The sequence below is a fragment of the Streptomyces venezuelae genome (assembly GCF_008642335.1).
Lineage (GTDB): Bacteria > Actinomycetota > Actinomycetes > Streptomycetales > Streptomycetaceae > Streptomyces > Streptomyces venezuelae_F.
On sequence record NZ_CP029191.1, the window covers coordinates 5,275,147 to 5,293,126 of the forward strand.

At 71.1% G+C, this 17,980-nt stretch carries 19 protein-coding genes; 7 read left to right on the plus strand and 12 right to left on the minus strand.

Annotation, left to right across the window (positions count from 1 at the left end):
• Window positions 1–18: 18 nt before the first annotated feature.
• Complete coding sequence (locus tag DEJ49_RS24090; protein ID WP_150186064.1) at window positions 19–576, minus strand: DUF1003 domain-containing protein; 558 nt, start codon at window positions 574–576, stop codon at window positions 19–21.
• Complete coding sequence (locus tag DEJ49_RS24095) at window positions 566–1,843, minus strand: magnesium transporter MgtE N-terminal domain-containing protein (RefSeq protein ID WP_150186065.1); 1,278 nt, start codon at window positions 1,841–1,843, stop codon at window positions 566–568. Before DEJ49_RS24095 ends, DEJ49_RS24090 begins: the two co-directional genes overlap by 11 nt.
• Window positions 1,844–2,036: 193 nt before the next feature.
• Here DEJ49_RS24095 and DEJ49_RS24100 point away from each other — a divergent pair, with 193 nt between their 5' ends.
• Complete coding sequence (locus DEJ49_RS24100) at window positions 2,037–2,810, plus strand: hypothetical protein (protein WP_150186066.1); 774 nt, start codon at window positions 2,037–2,039, stop codon at window positions 2,808–2,810.
• A gap of 92 nt (window positions 2,811–2,902) precedes the next feature.
• Here the strand turns inward: DEJ49_RS24100 and DEJ49_RS24105 are convergent, their stop codons facing one another.
• Window positions 2,903–3,433 (minus strand): hypothetical protein, encoded by a 531-nt coding sequence (locus DEJ49_RS24105; RefSeq protein WP_150186067.1) that lies wholly within the window; start codon window positions 3,431–3,433, stop codon window positions 2,903–2,905.
• Between the two features lie 23 nt (window positions 3,434–3,456).
• The gene (locus DEJ49_RS24110) at window positions 3,457–4,593 is read right to left on the minus strand and encodes a magnesium and cobalt transport protein CorA (protein ID WP_150186068.1); all 1,137 of its coding nucleotides are present in this window, start codon (window positions 4,591–4,593) and stop codon (window positions 3,457–3,459) included.
• A gap of 502 nt (window positions 4,594–5,095) precedes the next feature.
• Here DEJ49_RS24110 and DEJ49_RS24115 point away from each other — a divergent pair.
• Entirely contained in the window at window positions 5,096–5,680 is a 585-nt protein-coding gene (locus DEJ49_RS24115; RefSeq protein ID WP_150186069.1) for a suppressor of fused domain protein, read from the plus strand.
• A 37-nt stretch (window positions 5,681–5,717) separates the two neighbouring features.
• Here the strand turns inward: DEJ49_RS24115 and DEJ49_RS24120 are convergent, their stop codons facing one another.
• Window positions 5,718–6,971, minus strand: coding sequence for an MFS transporter (locus DEJ49_RS24120; RefSeq protein WP_150186070.1), 1,254 nt, complete (start codon window positions 6,969–6,971; stop codon window positions 5,718–5,720).
• A gap of 172 nt (window positions 6,972–7,143) precedes the next feature.
• Here DEJ49_RS24120 and DEJ49_RS24125 point away from each other — a divergent pair, with 172 nt between their 5' ends.
• The 3 genes from DEJ49_RS24125 (at window position 7,144) to DEJ49_RS24135 (ending at window position 9,567) form a co-directional block, all read left to right on the plus strand.
• Window positions 7,144–7,785: a DUF6758 family protein gene (locus DEJ49_RS24125; RefSeq protein ID WP_150186071.1), complete on the plus strand. Its 642-nt coding sequence runs from the start codon at window positions 7,144–7,146 to the stop codon at window positions 7,783–7,785.
• Window positions 7,786–7,940: 155 nt separating this feature from the next.
• Window positions 7,941–8,816 carry a PHP domain-containing protein gene (locus DEJ49_RS24130; protein ID WP_150186072.1) on the plus strand — a complete coding sequence of 292 codons (876 nt, stop codon included), beginning with the start codon at window positions 7,941–7,943 and terminating at the stop codon, window positions 8,814–8,816.
• Window positions 8,817–8,961: 145 nt separating this feature from the next.
• Entirely contained in the window at window positions 8,962–9,567 is a 606-nt protein-coding gene (locus DEJ49_RS24135; protein WP_150171940.1) for a MarC family protein, read from the plus strand.
• Between the two features lie 109 nt (window positions 9,568–9,676).
• Here the strand turns inward: DEJ49_RS24135 and DEJ49_RS36025 are convergent, their stop codons facing one another.
• Window positions 9,677–9,829, minus strand: coding sequence for a hypothetical protein (locus tag DEJ49_RS36025; RefSeq protein WP_165283191.1), 153 nt, complete (start codon window positions 9,827–9,829; stop codon window positions 9,677–9,679).
• A gap of 193 nt (window positions 9,830–10,022) precedes the next feature.
• Between DEJ49_RS36025 and DEJ49_RS24140 the strand changes: the two genes are divergently transcribed.
• Window positions 10,023–10,949 carry an NYN domain-containing protein gene (locus tag DEJ49_RS24140; RefSeq protein ID WP_150186073.1) on the plus strand — a complete coding sequence of 309 codons (927 nt, stop codon included), beginning with the start codon at window positions 10,023–10,025 and terminating at the stop codon, window positions 10,947–10,949.
• 13 nt (window positions 10,950–10,962) lie between these two features.
• Here DEJ49_RS24140 and DEJ49_RS24145 read toward each other — a convergent pair whose 3' ends face one another.
• Window positions 10,963–11,871: an alpha/beta fold hydrolase gene (locus tag DEJ49_RS24145; RefSeq protein ID WP_150186074.1), complete on the minus strand. Its 909-nt coding sequence runs from the start codon at window positions 11,869–11,871 to the stop codon at window positions 10,963–10,965.
• A 133-nt stretch (window positions 11,872–12,004) separates the two neighbouring features.
• Window positions 12,005–14,716 carry a DEAD/DEAH box helicase gene (locus DEJ49_RS24150; protein ID WP_223833221.1) on the minus strand — a complete coding sequence of 904 codons (2,712 nt, stop codon included), beginning with the start codon at window positions 14,714–14,716 and terminating at the stop codon, window positions 12,005–12,007.
• Window positions 14,717–15,170: 454 nt separating this feature from the next.
• Here DEJ49_RS24150 and DEJ49_RS24155 point away from each other — a divergent pair, with 454 nt between their 5' ends.
• Window positions 15,171–15,917, plus strand: coding sequence for a ferritin-like fold-containing protein (locus tag DEJ49_RS24155; RefSeq protein WP_150175858.1), 747 nt, complete (start codon window positions 15,171–15,173; stop codon window positions 15,915–15,917).
• Between the two features lie 170 nt (window positions 15,918–16,087).
• Here DEJ49_RS24155 and DEJ49_RS24160 read toward each other — a convergent pair whose 3' ends face one another.
• The 4 genes from DEJ49_RS24160 to DEJ49_RS24175 all read right to left on the minus strand — a co-directional run bounded on the left by DEJ49_RS24160 (window position 16,088) and on the right by DEJ49_RS24175 (window position 17,968).
• The gene (locus DEJ49_RS24160) at window positions 16,088–16,357 is read right to left on the minus strand and encodes a hypothetical protein (RefSeq protein WP_150186076.1); all 270 of its coding nucleotides are present in this window, start codon (window positions 16,355–16,357) and stop codon (window positions 16,088–16,090) included.
• 187 nt (window positions 16,358–16,544) lie between these two features.
• Window positions 16,545–16,772 (minus strand): DUF3107 domain-containing protein, encoded by a 228-nt coding sequence (locus DEJ49_RS24165; RefSeq protein WP_055565193.1) that lies wholly within the window; start codon window positions 16,770–16,772, stop codon window positions 16,545–16,547.
• A gap of 139 nt (window positions 16,773–16,911) precedes the next feature.
• Window positions 16,912–17,553: a TetR/AcrR family transcriptional regulator gene (locus tag DEJ49_RS24170; RefSeq protein WP_150186077.1), complete on the minus strand. Its 642-nt coding sequence runs from the start codon at window positions 17,551–17,553 to the stop codon at window positions 16,912–16,914.
• A gap of 169 nt (window positions 17,554–17,722) precedes the next feature.
• A complete protein-coding gene (locus DEJ49_RS24175; protein ID WP_150186078.1) occupies window positions 17,723–17,968 on the minus strand; it encodes a hypothetical protein in 246 nt (81 codons plus the stop codon).
• Window positions 17,969–17,980 lie beyond the last annotated feature (12 nt).

Consider the following 17,980-nt stretch of genomic DNA (forward strand, 5'->3'; position numbering starts at 1 on the left):
CCGCCCCGGGAAGGTATGTCAGCGGTCGCCTACATCACTCCCGCGCGAGCGCTCCGACGGGAATACGGCGCGCTGCTCCTCCAGCTCCTTGACCAGGTCCTGGAGCTCGGAGCGGATCCAGTCGCGGGTGGCGACCTCGCCGAGGCCCATGCGCAGCGAGGCGATCTCGCGGGTGAGGTACTCGGTGTCCGCGATGGACCGCTCGTTCTGCTTGCGGTCCTGTTCGAGGTTGACGCGGTCGCGGTCGTCCTGCCGGTTCTGCGCGAGGAGGATCAGCGGGGCGGCGTAGGACGCCTGGAGGGAGAGCATCAGGGTCAGGAAGATGAACGGATACTGGTCGAAGCGCAGGTGGTCGGGGGCGGCGATGTTCCACACCACCCACATGATGATGACGACCGTCATCCAGACGATGAACCTGCCGGTGCCGAGGAACCGCGCGATGCGTTCCGAGAGGCGCCCGAAGGCCTCCGGGTCGTAGTCGGGCAGGATCTTGTTGCGCGGGGGCCTGGGCTGGTCCAGACGGAAGCGCGGATTCCGCTGCTCGGGACGGTTCTCGCGGTCGCGGTCAGCCGCCATGGCCCGCCCCTTCCTCCTCCAGGTGGAACTCCGTCTCGCGCCAGTCGACCGGCAGCATGTGGTCCAGCACGTCGTCGACGGTGATCGCGCCGAGCAGCGAGCCGCTCTCGTCGACGACGGGGGCGGCCACCATGTCATACGTCGCGAAGTACCCGGCGACGGCCGGCAGCGTCGTGGCGGGCGCGAGCGGCAGCAGATCGTCGTCCAGGATCGAGCCGACCAGCGTGTACGGGGGATCGCGCAGCAGCCGCTGGAAGTGCACGGTGCCCAGGTACTTGCCGGTCGGCGTCTCGTCCGGCGGGCGGCACACGTACACCTGCGCGGCGAGCGCCGGGGAGAGGTCCTGCTGCCGCACCCGGGCGAGCGCGTCGGCGACCGTCGCGTCGGGCCGCAGCACGATCGGCTCGGTGGTCATCATGCCGCCGGCGGTCCGCTCCTCGTACGCCATCAGGCGCCGCACGTCCGCCGCGTCGGCGGGCTGCATCAGGGTGAGCAGCCGTTCCTTGTCCTCCTCGGGCAGCTCGGCCAGGAGGTCGGCCGCGTCGTCCGGGTCCATGGCCTCCAGGACGTCGGCGGCGCGCTCCTCCTTGAGCTTGCCGAGGATCTCGATCTGGTCGTCCTCGGGGAGCTCCTCCAGGACATCCGCGAGCCGGTCGTCGTCGAGGGCGGCGGCCACCTCCGTCCGCCGCTTCGGGGAGAGGTGGTGCAGGACGTTGGCGAGGTCGGCGGGGCGCAGCTGCTCGAAGGTGGCCAGGAGGCTCTCCGCGCCCTGTCCGTGCTCCTCCAGGGAGAAGCCGTCCACGGCGGACCAGTCGACGGTCAGCGTCTCGCCCTTGCGCCGGAACGTGCCGGCCTTGCCCTTCCGTACGAAGACCCGGTCGATCTCCCAGTCGCGGCGTGCGGGCAGCTGCTGAATCGATACGTCGAGGACGGTGACCTCGTCGCCCGTCTCCACGAGCCGCACGCGCCGGTCGAGCATCTCGCCGAGCACGAGCCGCTCCGTGGGCCGCTGCTCGAAGCGCCGCACGTTCAGCACGCCGGTGGTGATGACCTGGCCCGACTCGATGCCGGTGACGCGGGTCATCGGCAGGAAGATGCGGCGCCTGGTCGCGAGTTCGACGACGAGCCCGAGGAGCCGGGGCGGCCGTCTGCTCACCCGCAGCATCGCCACCAGATCGCGCACCCGGCCCACCTGGTCGCCGTTCGGGTCGAAGACGGGGGTGCCGGAGAGGTGTGAGACGAAGACCCTGGGGGCACCTGCCGCCATACGTGCGCCTCCTTCAGGCCGGGGGTTTCATGCCGGTTGGTCCGTCAATACGGGCTTCAGGCTAGCCCGTCCCGGTCGGGTACGCCCCGGCGGAGGGTCCGGAAGGACTGCCGCCGGTCGACTCGGCCGACCCGGGTACGCTGCCGTACTGCCGAAGCCGTAGAGGTCGTCCGTACGAGAGGCAGCGCCACCTGTGACCGCTCTTCCCCTGGCCAGCCGCGCCCGCAGGGCAGCTTTCGTGAGCGCCGTGTGCGCGGGCCTGGTCGCGGCGGCGACGAGTCTGACGGGCTGCAGCAGCGGCGAGGACCCGGACGCGGGCACCAACGGCGTCGGGAAGCTCTCCGCGTCGAAGATCCAGGGCAAGGCGGACAAGGCGGCCGAGTCGGCGTCGGCGGTCCGGCTCTCCGGCACGGTGGTCAGCAAGAGCCACACGTACAGCCTCGACATGCGCCTCAAGGGCGAGGGCGGCACCGGCTCGGTCACCTCGAAGGGCAGGACGTTCCAGCTGCTCCGGATCGGCGAGCAGCTGTACCTGAAGGCCGACACGGAGTTCTGGACGGGCGGCGACGGCGAGGCCGACGGGAAGTCCGGCAAGTCCGACGCGACGGCCGCGGCGAAGCTGGACGGCAAGTACGTGAAGGTCCCGCAGGGCGACCCGGCCTACCAGCAACTGAGCGGCTTCACGGACAAGGACAAGCTCCTGGGCGGCATGCTCACGCTGCACGGCAAGCTCACCGTGGGCGACCGCGGCAAGACGGGCACCCTGCGCAGCATCAAGATCACCGGCGACGAGGGCGCGGGCGGCACGCTCTCCGTCTCCCTGGACGGCAAGCCCTACCCCCTCCGCCTGGACCGAGGCGGCCACGCGGGCACCCTGAAACTCACGGACTGGAACAAGGACTTCCCGCTGGAGGAGCCGGGAAAGGACGAGATGGTCGACTACGGGAAGCAGCTGCCGACATCCTGAGGGGATAGCAAGCCCCGAAGGGGTGAGCTTCAGGGGCGCGGGGAACTGCGCGAACAACCCCGACGCACCCGCAGAGCAAAGCAGCGAACCCCTCAACGCCGCTTGCGCTTGAAGAGCAACCGAGGAAGCCCACCGGGCAACGCCTCACGCGTAGTGACCCCGGTAGGCAGCGGCGCAGCCGCGAGAGACCCCGACGGAAGCTCCGTCGTCACATCACGCGGCTTGAGCCGGACGACCCGGCACTGCTCGGCCCACCGCACCGTGACCCGCTCCGCGTCCGGCGCGTTCAACCGCTTCCCCTTGAGTTCCGAGGCCGCCGCCTCCCACTCCTCGGACCCGGCCGAAAGCTCCCGCACGTCCGCGGTCCAGGCGACGACCCGCCCGCCCTTGTCCTTGCTGCGCACGGTCACCTCGGCCGTGCCCCCGTCGACGAGCCCCGGCAGCGGCTGCTCGCCGGGCCCGTCCCCGACGAGATGCACGGCCCCCTCGTACCAGACGTGCCAGAGCGCCCGAGCGGGCGAACCCTCGCCCTGGACCCAGATGAGGCCGGACTTCTTCGTGGCCTCCTCGACGAGGGCGCGGTCGAGCAGCGGGTCGGCGGCCGTGGCGGGGTCAGCAGTCATGGCGGCAGCCTACCGAGTGGCGGTCAGAGCCAGCCGTTGCGCTTCAGGGTCCGGTGGATCGCGAAGCAGACGCCGCCGATGAGGGCGAGCACCATCGGGTAGCCGTACCGCCACCGCAGTTCGGGCATGTGGTCGAAGTTCATGCCGTAGATCCCGCAGACGGCGGTCGGGACGGCGATGATCGCCGCCCACGAGGTGATCTTGCGCATGTCCTCGTTCTGCGCGACGGCGGCCTGCGCGAGGTTGGCCTGGAGGATCGAGTTGAGGAGCTCGTCGAAGCCGATGACCTGTTCCTGGACGCGCGTGAGATGGTCGGCGACGTCACGGAAGTACTTCTGGATGTCGGGGTCGACGAGCCGCATCGGCCGCTCACTGAGCAGCAGCATCGGCCGGAGCAGCGGCGACACGGCGCGCTTGAACTCCAGGACCTCGCGTTTGAGCTGGTAGATCCGTCCGGCGTCGACGCCGCGAGAGGTCCCCTTGCCCTTGCTCGGCGCGGAGAACACCTCGCTCTCCACGTCGTCGATGTCGTCCTGCATGGCGTCGGCGACCGCGATGTACCCGTCGACGACGTGGTCGGCGATGGTGTGCAGGACCGCCGATGGACCCTTGGCCAGCAGCTCGGGGTCCTCCTGGAGGCGGCGGCGCAGGGCGCGCAGCGAGCCGTGGCCGCCGTGCCGGACGGTGATGAAGAAGTCCCGGCCGGTGAAGCACATCACCTCGCCGGTCTCCACGACCTCGCTGGTGGCGGTGAGTTCGGTGTGCTCGACGTAGTGGATGGTCTTGAAGACGGTGAACAGCGTGTCGTCGTACCGCTCCAGCTTGGGCCGCTGGTGGGCGTGGACGGCGTCCTCGACGGCGAGCGGGTGCAGCCCGAACTCGGCCGCGATACCGGCGAACTCGGCCTCGGTCGGCTCGTGCAGGCCGATCCAGGCGAAGCCGCCCCGGCGGCGCACTTCGAGCATCGCCTCGTGCGGGCTGAGGGTGTCGGCGCACTCCAGGCGGCGCCCGTCGCGGTAGACGGCGCAGTCGACGACGGCCGACGCGGCGTCACGGGTGGCGTCGTAGGTGTCGTACGACGCGGGGGAGGAGGGGTAGGCGGTGCCGTCCTTGCGCAGCGAGGGGCGGACGGCGGCACGAAGGTCGCGGATCATCGACATGGGCAGGCTCCTTCGAAGGAGGCCGCCGGCGACGGTTGGAACTGCCCGGAATGGGGACGTCCTACGGAGAAGTGTTTGGCACGTCCGCAAAGCGGGAAGCACCGCACCGTCGCGGTGGCAGCTTCGCTACTGACACAGATCAGGGAACTCAGACAGATCAGGTGGGAACGAAGTGCTCTTCCGACGCACACGGCACGAACGGTGCTCGCGGTGCGTGCGTGTGCTCGCGCAGCAGCTACAGGGCTGCGGGAATCACCGGGCGGAAGAGCGGGTGGTACTGCACGGTCGACTTCGGTCCATTGCAGCCCCACCTCCTCCGGCCGGTCCCCCGTAAGGGAAGTCCCATGCGCCCCTCACGCCCGTGGCGCGAAGTCAGTGTCTGTCTGCAGGGCTTGAAAGCGACGCTTCTGCGTGCTGCCCTGAGCCAGCGGCCAACACTATCAGCCGACAGAAGTGTCAAGCCCCCGCTTTGCGATTGCCTGACGAGTTCTATGCTCGCGTCATGGCTGATGTTCTTGCGCTGGTCGAGGCCCGTCTCCTTACTGGCCTGGGGGAACCCGACGCGCGCGCCGCGGTGACCTTCCTCGGGACCGACCGCGTGGAAGTGCTGCGGTTCACGGACGGCGACGTGGTGCGCTATGCCACGCTCGGGATGTCGGCCCAGCCGATGGCCGACCCCACCGCCGCGCTGGCCGACCCGGTCAAGGGCCCGCGCGCCGAGCTGGTGCTCTCGGTACGCGGGGGACTCGCCGACACGGACAAGGTGCTGCGGCCGCTCGCCGTCCTCGCCGCCTCGCCGGTGGTCGAGGGGCTGATCGTGGCGCCGGGCGCGTCGCTGGACGTGGGCGAACCGCTGTGGCCGGGCGCGCCGTTCACCTCGGTGCTCGTGGCGGAGTCCGGCGGTCTGGTCGAGGACCTCGCGCTGGACGAGCCCATGGATCCCGTACGGTTCCTGCCGCTGCTGCCCATGACGCCGAACGAGGCGGCGTGGAAGCGGGTGCACGGCGCGGCGGCCCTTCAGGAGCGCTGGCTGAACAGCGGAACGGACCTGCGCGATCCGCTGCGCACGTCCGTGTCCCTGGACTGAACTCCGGCCGCCGGGCTGAACTCCGGCCGCCGACGGCTCAGTTGGCGAAGACCGTCACGCTGTCCTCCGTGGCGTGCTTCGGTTCGAGCTCCTCCGCTTCGTGCGTGAGGGCGTTCCTGCGCACCCACACCACGACCGCGCCGAGCACCGCCGTGACGGCCGCGACCACGAACGGGATGTGGATGTTGCTCCACTCCTCGATCTTCGGCGCGAAGAACGGCGCGGCGGCGGCCGCGAACCACCGGACGAAGTTGTAGCCGGCGCTGGCCACCGGGCGCGGCGCGTCGGAGACCCCGAGGGCGAGCTCGGTGTACACGGTGTTGTTCACGCCGATGAACGCGCCGGACAGGATGGTGCAGACGACGGCGACCGTGTGGTTGCCGTAGCCGAGGACCAGGACGTCGGCGGCGAGCAGCACCAGGGAGCTGCCGAGCACCTTCAGCGAGCCGAACCGCGCCTGCAGCCGGGGCGCCACCAGGACGGAGAACACCGCGAGGAGCACGCCCCAGGCGAAGAAGACCGCGCCCGACTTGTACGGCGACATGTTCAGGACGAACGGCGTGAAGGCCAGCACGGTGAAGAACGTGTAGTTGTAGAAGAAGGCGGACGCGGCGGCGGAGGCGAGTCCGCCGTGGCCGAGCGCCTTGACCGGGTCGAGCAGGGACGTCTTCCGCGCGGGCTTCGGCTGTTCCTTGAGGAACGCGGTGATGCAGAGGAAGCCGATCGCCATCAGGGCCGCGGTGCCGAAGAACGGGTAGCGCCAGCTGGCGTCGCCGAGCAGCGCGCCGACCAGCGGGCCGCAGGCCATGCCGAGGCCGAGCGCCGACTCGTACAGCAGGATCGCGGCCGCGCTGCCGCCGGCCGCGGCGCCGACGATGACGGCGAGGGCGGTCGAGACGAAGAGCGCGTTGCCGAGCCCCCAGCCCGCCCGGAAGCCGACGAGCTCGCCGACCGATCCCGATGTGCCGGAGAGGGCCGCGAAGACCACGACGAGCGCGAGACCCAGCAGCAGGGTCTTCTTGCCGCCGATGCGGCTGGAGACGAAGCCGGTGACCAGCATCGCGACGGCGGTGATCAGGAAGTACGAGGTGAAGAGGAGGGACACCTGGCTCGCGCTCGCGTCCAGGCCCTTGGCGATGGAGGGCAGGATCGGGTCGACGAGTCCGATGCCCATGAAGGCCACGACGGACGCGCCGGCCGTCGCCCAGACGGCCTTCGGCTGCCGCAGCAGGCTGCCCGCCCCGGCGTCGAACGGGTCCCCTTCGGCGGGACCCCCTGTGCTGCTGTTCATACAGCCGCTCCTTCACTGCCTCCGCTGCCTCCGCGGAAGTCGTTGACGTATGCACATATTAAGTTAGCAAGGCTAATGAATGCAAGTTACACCTAATTTTGGCGGGTGACAGCGCCACCGGACGGGTGATCGTCCTTGACGGGGCGGCGACCGGGGAGGACCGTTGGGCGCTATGAGGGGCGAACCCAGTTGCCCGAAGTGTGGTGGCCGGGTCAGGGCTCCCGGTCTCTTTGCCGACTCCTGGCAGTGCGATGTGCACGGCACGGTGCACCCGCTGCAGCCCGTGATCCCGCCCAGCGTCGAGGCCCTCCAGGTCGTGGTGCACCGCACGCAGGTCCCGGTGTGGATGCCGTGGCCGCTGCCGGTCGGCTGGCTGTTCACGGGCGTGGCCTGCGCGGGCGACGACAGGAGCGGCGGCCGTGCGACGGCCGTGGCCTGCTCGGGCCCCGCGCCGCTGGGCGGGGTCGGTGAGCTGGTGCTCGTCGCCGAGGAGCTCGGGGTCGGACTCGGCGCGCGGTACGCGGGCATCGACGGCCCCGACCCGGGCCCCCACATGAGCGTCGAGAAGCCGCCGCAGACCAAGGTCCTCGCCGCCGGACGGCCGACACCCTTGTGGCACGTCTCCGGGACGCCCGACGACCGCGCCGTCTTCGCCGGAGAGGCGCGCGGCCTGTGGCTGTGGGCCATCGCGTGGCCGGAGCAGTCGGGCCTGCTCATGTACGACGAGCTGGTCCTCACGGACCTGCGGGACGCGGGCGCGGAAGTGGACCTGCTGCCGTGCGGGGCGCTGTCCCCGCGCCTGCTCATGCCGTAGGCGAGCGGCTGCCGGGTGGCGCGTCCCGGGGCGGACGGTGCGCGGGGTGAGCGATGCCTCTTCCGGGGCGGGCCGTGCGGGGCCCGAACCCCGTTATCCTTGAGCGTCCGCTCTCATCTTGTCGTCCGTCCCGCCAAAGCCCTGGAGTCAGCGTCGTGCGCATCGATCTGCACACCCACTCCACCGCGTCCGACGGCACGGACACCCCCGCCGAGCTGGTCCGCAACGCGGCGGCCGCCGGGCTCGACGTCGTCGCGCTGACCGACCACGACACCACCCGGGGCCACGCCGAGGCGAAGAAGGCACTGAGTGAGCTGTCGACCGGCCTGACCCTGGTGACCGGCGCCGAACTCTCCTTCAACCTCGACGGCATGGGCCTGCACATGCTGGCCTACCTCTTCGACCCCGAGGAGCCGGAGCTCGCCCGCGAGTGCGAGCTGGTCCGCGACGACCGCGTGCCGCGCGCCAAGGCGATGATCGAGAAGCTGCAGGGGCTCGGCGTGCCGGTGACCTGGGAGCAGGTCGCGCGGATCGCGGGCGACGGCTCGGTGGGCCGCCCGCACATCGCCGAGGCGCTCGTCGAGCTGGGCGTCGTGCCCACCGTCTCCGACGCGTTCACGGCCGAATGGCTCGCCGACGGCGGACGCGCGTTCGCCGACAAGCACGAACTCGACCCCTTCGACGCGATCCGCCTGGTCAAGGCGGCCGGCGGCGTCACCGTCTTCGCCCACCCGGGCGCCATCAAGCGCGGCAAGGTCGTCTCGGAGAGCGTGATAGCCGACCTCGCGGCGGCCGGCCTCGACGGCATCGAGGTCGACCACATGGACCACACGCCCGAGACCCGCGCCCGGCTGCGCGCGCTCGCGGGTGACCTCGGCCTCCTGGTCACCGGGTCCAGCGACTACCACGGCAGCCGCAAGACCTGCGTGCTCGGCGAGTTCACCACGGACCCCGAGATCTACGGCGAGATCACGCGCCGGGCCACGGGAGCGTTCCCGGTGCCCGGAGCGGGCGGACGCCCCGCCGCCTGACGGCCGGCCCGCTCGCAGGACCGCCCGCCCCCTTCACTCCCACCCTTCACCGCACTCCACGGTTCCGTGGCGGCGGCTGCCCTGCCCCGCGCTCGGCGCCATGCCGCCGCGGCACCTTCGTACGACTCTCCGCAAGGCCATCACTGTGTTCGACGTCGCCGTTTTCGGATCTCTCTTTCTCACGCTTTTCGTGATCATGGACCCCCCTGGGATCACCCCGATCTTCCTCGGTCTCACCGCGGGCCGCCCCGCCAAGGTCCAGCAGCGGATGGCCTTCCAGGCCGTGTGCGTCGCCTTCGGCGTCATCTCGGTCTTCGGCCTCGTGGGCCACCAGATCCTCGACTACCTGCATGTCTCCGTCCCCGCGCTGATGATCGCGGGCGGTCTGCTGCTGCTCCTGATCGCGCTCGACCTGCTCACCGGCAAGACCGACGAGCCCAAGCAGACCAAGGACGTCAACGTCGCGCTGGTCCCGCTCGGCATGCCGCTGCTCGCGGGCCCCGGTGCGATCGTGTCCGTCATCCTGGCCGTGCAGGACGCCGACAGCGTCGGCACGCAGATCTCCGTCTGGGCGGCGATCGTGGCCATGCACGTCGTGCTGTGGCTGGTGATGCGGTACTCGCTGCTGATCATCCGCGTCATCAAGGACGGCGGCGTGGTGCTTGTGACGCGGCTCGCGGGCATGATGCTGTCCGCCATCGCCGTGCAGCAGATCATCAACGGTGTGCTGCAGGTGATCGAGGGGGCCTGACGGGCTCCGAGCCCGACTGTCCGCGTACGTCTGTATACGACTGCGTACGTCTGTGTACACACGAAGGGCCCCGGTACGGATTCCGTACCGGGGCCCTTCGACGTCTGCGTTACGAGGCCGTGGTGTCGGCCGGGCGGATGTAGATGCGCTGGCCGATCGCTGCGGCCTGCTGCACGATCCGATTGACGGAGGCGGCGTCCACGACGGTGCTGTCCACGGCCGAGCCGTCGACGTCGTCGAGTCGCATGATTTCGAAGCGCATAGGGCTTCTCCCTTCGTCTGGTCATCCTCCTGCAAGGAGAACTGCTGGGGTGTTGCTGTTGTCTCTGATGGTGTCAACGAGTTGCCCCCTGCAAACATTCCCTACGCTAAAGAAATTTTTCGGTAACCTAATTACCTGCGAGTAGCGGGAGCGGTTGTGTTCGCTGCGTGACCGGCGGGAGACTGGGATCGATATGAACGACGCCGACCCCAGTGCAGTCGACGACTTCCGCGCAGTCGACATCAGCGCTCAGTTGGAGCGCGCCAACAACCTGCTCGAGCGTGTTCTCGCCGAGGTGGCGCGGACGCCCTCCACGCACGCGATCTTCGTCGACGCCGGGTACCTGTACGCTGCGGCGGGCCGCCTCGCCGCCGGCACCGAGGACCGGCGGACCTTCGACCTCGACGCGGAGGGCCTCATCGAGGCGCTCATCGACAAGGCGCGCACGATCTTCGCGGACAGCCGACTGCTGCGCGTCTACTGGTACGACGGTGCCAGGCGCCGCATCCACACCACCGAGCAGCAGTCGATCGCCGAGCTCCCCGACGTCAAGGTCAGGCTCGGCAACCTCAACGCCAACAACCAGCAGAAGGGCGTCGACTCCCTGATCCGCAGCGACCTGGAGTCACTCGCCAGGCACCGCGCCATCAGTGACGCGGCCCTCATCGGCGGCGACGAGGACCTCGTCTCGGCCGTCGAGGCGGCGCAGGGGTACGGCGCGCGGGTCCACCTGTGGGGCATCGAGGCCCCCGACGGGCGCAACCAGGCGGAGGCGCTGCTCTGGGAGGTCGACAGCCAGCGCACGTTCGACCTGGACTTCTTCAAGCCGTACGTGGCGCGGCGCACCGTCGCGACGTACGAGACGGCCACGGCCGCGCACCGCCCCTCCCGCGACGACGTCCGCTTCGTCGGCGCGCAGATCGCCGCGAAGTGGCTCGGGGCGCGCGGCCGCGAGGCGCTGGTCGGGCTGCTGCCCGGCCACCCCTACCTGCCCGGATCCGTGGACCAGGACCTCCTGGTCGAGGCGGAGCGGCTGCTCCAGTACTCGCTGCGCGGCCAGTCCGATCTGCGCAGGGCGCTGCGGGACGGGTTCTGGGAGCACCTGCAGGCGCAGTACTGAGATCACCGAGATCTCACCCGGTCAGGTGCCAGAAACCGACCAGGGCCGCCGCCGTCTCCGCGGGGCGGTCCGTGTTGGGGGAGTGCTCGGCGCCGCGGATCACCGTGCGGTGGGCGTCCAGACGGCGGGCCATGTCGTCCAGGAGCGGCACGGGCCAGGTGTCGTCGCGCTCGCCCGAGATCACGTGCTTGGGCAGCGGCAGCGCGGCGAGCTCGGCCACGCGGTCCGGCTCCGCGGAGAGCTGCCTGCCGGTGGCGATGAGCTGGGCCGGGCTGTGCATCAGCCAGCGGGCGCGCAACGCCTCGCTGTCATCCGTGTCCCCGCCGTCCTCGGCGCCCGTCTCCGCCTCCTGCGGGGGCGGCGGCTCCATGGCCCGCATCGCCTGCCACACCTCGTCCATGGACAGCGTCGCGAGGGCGTCCGCGAGCATCTTCGCCCGGGCCTGCTGCACGGGGACGATCGCGGCGGGACCCGAGGACATCAGGGTGAGGGTGACGAAGGGGCGGGAGTCGAGCAGGACGGCGGCGCGGGCGATCTGGCCGCCGAGGGAGTGGCCGAGGAGGTGGAGCCGGGCGGCGAATCGCTCCTCGGAGGGCTCGTCCTCCGACAGGGCGGCGGCCTGCGCCAATACGTCGCGGGCCAGCTCTTCCTGGGCGTACGCCGCCACGTCGTCCGGGCCCGGCGTCTCGTACTGTCCGCGCCCGTCCACGGTCACCGCGCGGTAGCCCGCGGCGGTCAGCGGCTCCAGGAGGGCGATGAAGTCCTCCTTGCTGCCGGTGAACCCGGGAAGCAGAAGTACGGTCCCCCGGCGCCGGACGCCGTCCGCCGGAACGGCGTCGAGAACGGCGAAGTCGCCCCGCGTGGTGCGGAGGGTCCGCGCGCTCGCGCAGGGGGGTGGGACGAAGGTCGGCGGCCTGCTCATGGGCCGAGGCTAACCGGTGCCGTGGACGACCGTGCCGGGCGCACTGCGCGAGAAGGCCCGCCCCGGGATGGGGCGGGCCTTCTGCGTGGCGGGCGGCCGGTCGAGGACCGAACCGTGTGGGTGGACCGGAGGGTCAGCCCTCCGGCGTCTCCACGGCTGCCGCCTTCTTGCGCGTGCGGCGGCGCGGCGCCGGGGCGGTCGCCTCGGCCTCGGCCGTCTCCGCCGGGGCGGCAGCGGCCTTGCGCGTACGACGTCGGGGCGTGGGCTCCTCCGTCGCCTGAGCCGGGATCCCGGCCTCGGTGGCGGCGGCCTCCGTGTCCTTGGCCGTGGTCTTGCGCGTGCGGCGCTTCGGCTTCTCGGCTTCGGCGTCGGTCGCGGTGACCTCGGTGGCGTCAGCCTCGGGTGCCTTGGTGGTGGTTTTGCGGGTGCGTCGCTTGGGCTTGTCCTCGGCCGGGGCCTCGGTGGTGGCCTCGGGCGCGGTGGCTTCGGCGGGCTTGTCCCCGGTCTTGCGGGTGCGGCGCTTGGGCTTGTCCTCGGCCGGGGCTTCCGCGACGGCTGCCTCGGGGGCAGCAGCCTCGGGTGCCTTGGCCGTGGCCTTGCGGGTGCGGCGCTTGGGCTTTTCGGCCTCGGCGTCGGTCGTGGTGACCTCGGCTGCGGTGACCTCGGGTGCCTTGGCGGCGGCCTTGCGGGTGCGTCGCTTGGGCTTGTCCTCGGCCGGGGCCTCGGTCGTGGCCTCGGGCGCGGTGGCTTCGGCGGGCTTGTCCGCGGTCTTGCGGGTGCGGCGCTTCGGCTTGTCCTCGGCCGGGGCCTCGGTGTCGGCCTCGGGCGCGGACGCCTCGACGGCCTTCTCCGTGGTCTTACGCGTGCGGCGCTTGGGCTTTTCGGCTTCGGCGTCGGTCGCGGTGACCTCGGTCGCGGCAGCCTCGGGTGCCTTGGCGGCGGCCTTGCGGGTGCGTCGCTTGGGCTTGTCCTCGGCCGGGGCCTCGGTGGTGGCCTCGGGCGCGGTGGCTTCGGCGGGCTTCTCCGCGGCCTTGCGGGTGCGGCGCTTCGGCTTGTCCTCGGCCGCGGCTTCCGTGACGGCTGCCTCGGTGGCGGTGGCCTCGGGGGCCTTTTCCGCGGTCTTGCGAGCGCGGCGCTTCGGCTGGTCCTCTGCCGGGGCTTCCGCGACGGTGGCCTCGGGTGCGGTCGCCTCGGCGGGCTTCTCCGCGGTCTTGCGGGTGCGGCGGCGCGGCTTCGTGGCCGGGGTCTCCGCCTGGGCGGCCGGCGCGGGTGCCTCCGTCTCGACGACGGTCGCGGTCCCGGCCGTGGCCACGGCGGCCTCGGACGACGCGCCGGAACGCGTGCGCCGACGACGACGCGGCGTACGCGGCTCGGTCGTCTCGGCCACCGGGGCGCTCACCTCGGCGGCCGGGGCGCTCGCCTCGACCGTCGCAGCGGCCGGAGCCGACGCGGTGGCCTCAAGCGGGCTGCCGCCACGCGTACGGCGACGACGACGCGGCGTGCGCGCGGGGCGCTCGCCCTCTGCGGCCGCCGGGCCCGAACGGTCCCTGTCACGGTCCCGGTCGCGGTCGCGTCCACGGTCCCGACCGCGGTCACGGTCACGGTCGCGGTCCTGCGTACGACCGCCGGAGCGGCCACCGCGGCCGCGGCCACCGGTCTCGCCGAGGTCCTCGACCTCCTCCGCGCCCAGACCCGCACGGGTCCGCTCGGAGCGGGGCAGCACACCCTTGGTGCCCGCCGGGATGTCCAGGTCCTCGTAGAGGTGAGGGGAGCTGGAGTACGTCTCTACCGGGTCGTTGAAGCCCAGGTCGAGCGCCTTGTTGATCAGCTGCCAGCGCGGGATGTCGTCCCAGTCGACCAGCGTGATCGCGATGCCCTTGGCGCCCGCGCGGCCCGTACGGCCGATGCGGTGCAGGTACGTCTTCTCGTCCTCGGGGGACTGGTAGTTGATGACGTGCGTGACGCCACCGACGTCGATGCCGCGCGCGGCGACGTCCGTGCAGACGAGCACGTCCACCTTGCCGTTGCGGAACGCGCGCAGGGCTTGCTCGCGCGCGCCCTGCCCGAGGTCACCGTGCACGGCGCCCGAGGCGAAGCCCCGGCGCTCCAGCTGCTCGGCGATGTCGGCGGCCGTCCGCTTCGTGCGGCAGAAGATCATCGCGAGTCCGCGGCCGTCGGCCTGGAGGATGCGCGAGACCATCTCGGGCTTGTCCATGTTGTGCGCGCGGTACACGAACTGCTTCGTGTTCGCGACGGTCTGGCCCTCGTCGTCCGGCGCGGTGGCGCGGATGTGCGTGGGCTGCGACATGTACCGACGGGCCAGTCCGATGACCGCGCCCGGCATGGTCGCCGAGAACAGCATCGTCTGACGCTTCGCGGGAAGCATGTTGATGATCTTCTCGACGTCGGGCAGGAAGCCCAGGTCGAGCATCTCGTCGGCCTCGTCGAGGACCAGGCACTTGACGTGCTTGAGGTCGAGCTTGCGCTGGCCCGCGAGGTCGAGCAGGCGGCCCGGCGTGCCGACGATCACGTCGACGCCCTTCTTGAGGGCCTCGACCTGCGGTTCGTAGGCCCGGCCGCCGTATATGGCGAGGACGCGGACGTTGCGCGCCTTGCCGGCGGTCAGGAGGTCGTTCGTGACCTGCTGGCACAGCTCGCGGGTGGGGACCACCACGAGGGCCTGCGGGGCCTCGGTCAGCTGCTCGGGCTTGGCGCGGCCCGCCTCGACGTCGGCGGGGACGGTCACGCGCTCCAGGATCGGGAGGCCGAAGCCGAGCGTCTTGCCCGTGCCGGTCTTGGCCTGGCCGATGACGTCCGTGCCGGAGAGGGCGACGGGGAGCGTCAGCTCCTGGATGGGAAAGGGATTGATGATGCCGACGGCTTCAAGGGCCTCGGCCGTCTCGGGAAGAATCCCGAGCTCTCGGAAAGTCGTAGTCAGGGCTATGCCTCTTCTGTGAGACGCGGCGTGAGGCGAACGCTGGGGGTCGTGACCGTGCCACTACCGCCGGCCGCTTGGGGGGCGGGCCGGGGGCGCGGGACCACTGCCGGCGCTCGAGCGCTCTTACCGCTGAGGTTCCCTCCTCGTGCCGCACGCACCTGTGCGTGCCGCCCGGAGGGCTGTCGGGTCGGAGCCGATCGGGCCACCGACCGGGCATCCTCATTCGTACGGCCCGTCGAATATTCGGCAGGCGCTTTACCACTGTACCGCGTAATCTCGCATGTGTGTCCGGCGAATTCGTCACATGGTCGTCGTCACAGTCACTGACCAGGGCCTTACGCCGTCCGGCAAGCGGGCTATTGTGCGCTTCATGGAGACCCCCGACACCCCTGCAGAATCCGCCCCCGAGCCCACCGGAATCGCCGCCCAGGACTGGGCGAAAGCCGCCACCGAGCCGCAGTACCGCGCCGCTGTCGTGGACCTCCTCGGCGCGCTCGCCTACGGGGAGCTCGCCGCGTTCGAGCGGCTCGCGGAGGACGCGAAGCTCGCGCCGACGCTCGGCGACAAGGCGGAGCTCGCGAAGATGGCGTCGGCCGAGTTTCACCACTTCGAGCAGCTCAGGGACCGGCTCTCGGCGATCGGTGTGGAGCCGACGGAGGCGATGGAGCCGTTCGTCGCCGCGCTCGACGGCTTCCACCGGCAGACCGCTCCCTCCGACTGGCTGGAGGGTCTCGTCAAGGCGTACGTCGGCGACTCGATCGCCAGCGACTTCTACCGCGAGGTCGCGGCGCGTCTCGACGGCGACACGCGTGCGCTGGTGCTCGGTGTCCTCGACGACACGGGGCACGCGAGCTTCGCCGTGGAGAAGGTGCGCGCCGCGATCGAGGCGGATCCCCGGGTCGGGGGGCGGCTCGCGCTGTGGGCGCGGCGGCTGATGGGTGAGGCGCTCTCGCAGTCGCAGCGGGTGGTCGCCGACCGGGACGCGTTGTCGACCATGCTGGTCGGGGGTGTCGCCGACGGGTTCGACCTCGCGGAGGTCGGGCGGATGTTCTCCCGGATCACCGAGGCGCACACCAAGCGGATGGCTGCGCTGGGCTTGGCGGCGTAGGTCGTCTGTCATCCGCGGGTGCGTGGGGGCTGATCGCGCAGTTCCCCGCGCCCCCAAGCCCCCCGGCACCACCCCGGCGCCCCCTCAGCGGGGGCGTTTTGAGGGGCGCGGGGAACTGCGCGACAAGCCCCCACGCACCCGCAGGTGAACACCGGCACCCCTTGCGGGAGCTAAGCCGTCGCCGAGCGGCGCATTCTGGTGCGGGTCGGGCGGAGCAGCAGGGACAGCAGGGCCACGGAGACGGCCGCCGCTCCTACGAGCGTCGCGGGCGCGTGGTCGGGGCCGAGCGCCATGTGGGTGATGAAGGCGCCGATGAGTGCGCCTGCGGGGCCCGTCGACAGGACCAGGGTGCGCGCGGGCAGCCGGTGCCCGTAGCGACGCGCGGCGGCCCAGGCCAGGGCCAGGCCGAGCAGCATGGAGCCGAGTGCTTCCAGAATCACGGTGTGTGCCCTCCCTTGCGGCCGGTGCAAATCGGTCGTAGCCGGTCTACCCCCGGCGGCCGGAATGCAACCCTCAAGATCGGATGACACCGACGCGACCTCGTACAACGCGCCTCGTACAACGCACGGGAACGGCCCGGTGGTTGAGAACCACCGGGCCGTTCCGTCACGATCCACCAAGAGCGTCCTACAGGGCGCTGAAGCCCACCTTGCGGGCGGTGGGCTCACCGAGCTCCACGTACGCGAGGCGGTCGGCCGGAACCAGGACCTTGCGGCCGTGGTCGTCCACGAGGCTCAGCAGCGGCGACTTGCCGGTCAGCGCCTCGGACACCGCGTGCTCGACTTCCTCGGCGCTCTGGCCGCTCTCCAGCACGATCTCGCGGGGCGCGTACTGCACGCCGATCTTGACCTCCACGGCTTTGTCCCTCCGACGGTCAGTCTGTGCGCGGCCGTCCGCGCCGTACCCAGCACACATTAGCCCGGTGAGGGGACGGGGACGGCCGCGGCCGTGCACGCCGTCAGCGAACACGGGACGGGAACAAAACCGCGAGGGGTCAGTGGCCCTCTGAACCGTGCAGCGGGAAGCCCGCGATGCCGCGCCAGGCGAGCGACGTGATCAGCTGGACCGCCTTCTCGCGCGGCACCGTGCTGGAGCTCGCCAGCCAGTAGCGCGCGACGACCTGCGAGTACCCGCCGAGGCCGACGGCGAGGAGCATCGCCTCGTCGCGGGGCAGCCCCGTGTCCTCGGCGATGACCTCGCAGATCGCCTCGGCGCACTGCAGGGTGACGCGGTCCACGCGCTCCCGCACGGCCGCCTCGTTGGTCAGGTCCGACTCGAAGACCAGGCGGAACGCGCCGCCCTCGTCCTCCACGTACGCGAAGTAGGCGTCCATCGTCGCGGCGACGCGGAGCTTGTTGTCCGTGGTGGACGCAAGTGCCGTGCGCACCGACTGCAGCAGTGACTCGCAGTGCTGGTCGAGCAGGGCGAGGTAGAGGTCGAGCTTGCCCGGGAAGTGCTGGTAGAGCACGGGCTTGCTGACGCCGGCGCGCTCGGCGATGTCGTCCATCGCCGCCGCGTGGTACCCCTGCGCGACGAAAACTTCCTGGGCAGCCCCGAGGAGCTGGTTGCGTCGGGCACGGCGCGGCAGGCGTGTGCCCCGCGGGCGTGCCGCCTCTGTCTGCTCGATGGCTGTCACGCCGCCTCCCAAATCGTCCGATGTGCGGTGAGCGCCGCGCCGCCATCGTACTTTTCGGTAACAGCGATGTGCGCGGTACGAGCGCAGAATTTCATGGACTGGACCATCGTTGAAGGGCTGTTCAACGGTGCGTAGCAGGGCAAACACGGTCAGGCCACGGGTGCGGGCCTCATCGGTAGTCGTCCTCGTCGAGGCTGACGACGCGGGCCTGCTCGGCCAGGTCGGCCTCGCTCGCCGCCGCCGGGTCGGCCTCCAGGAGGGAGTCGTCCCGGCTGGGGGTGAGGTCCGTGTGCTGTTCCGCCGTGTCCGCCTCCGGGGCCTCGACGTCGGCCTCGGCCGCGGTGTTCTCCGTCTCGTAGTTCTCGAAGTCGTCGGAGTCGTCGAAGGTGTCGGGATCGGTCGGGTCGACACTCATGTGTGGCTCGCT

Coding starts and splice junctions, on each gene's coding strand:
- DEJ49_RS24115 (WP_150186069.1), top strand. CDS start 5,096: ATGGCTGATGTTCTTGCGCTGGTCGAGGCCCGTCTCCTTACTGGCCTG.
- DEJ49_RS24175 (WP_150186078.1), bottom strand. CDS start 17,968: ATGAGTGTCGACCCGACCGATCCCGACACCTTCGACGACTCCGACGAC.
- DEJ49_RS24125 (WP_150186071.1), top strand. CDS start 7,144: ATGAGGGGCGAACCCAGTTGCCCGAAGTGTGGTGGCCGGGTCAGGGCT.
- DEJ49_RS24140 (WP_150186073.1), top strand. CDS start 10,023: ATGAACGACGCCGACCCCAGTGCAGTCGACGACTTCCGCGCAGTCGAC.
- DEJ49_RS24095 (WP_150186065.1), bottom strand. CDS start 1,843: ATGGCGGCAGGTGCCCCCAGGGTCTTCGTCTCACACCTCTCCGGCACC.
- DEJ49_RS24120 (WP_150186070.1), bottom strand. CDS start 6,971: ATGAACAGCAGCACAGGGGGTCCCGCCGAAGGGGACCCGTTCGACGCC.
- DEJ49_RS24145 (WP_150186074.1), bottom strand. CDS start 11,871: ATGAGCAGGCCGCCGACCTTCGTCCCACCCCCCTGCGCGAGCGCGCGG.
- DEJ49_RS24105 (WP_150186067.1), bottom strand. CDS start 3,433: ATGACTGCTGACCCCGCCACGGCCGCCGACCCGCTGCTCGACCGCGCC.
- DEJ49_RS24090 (WP_150186064.1), bottom strand. CDS start 576: ATGGCGGCTGACCGCGACCGCGAGAACCGTCCCGAGCAGCGGAATCCG.
- DEJ49_RS36025 (WP_165283191.1), bottom strand. CDS start 9,829: ATGCGCTTCGAAATCATGCGACTCGACGACGTCGACGGCTCGGCCGTG.
- DEJ49_RS24110 (WP_150186068.1), bottom strand. CDS start 4,593: ATGTCGATGATCCGCGACCTTCGTGCCGCCGTCCGCCCCTCGCTGCGC.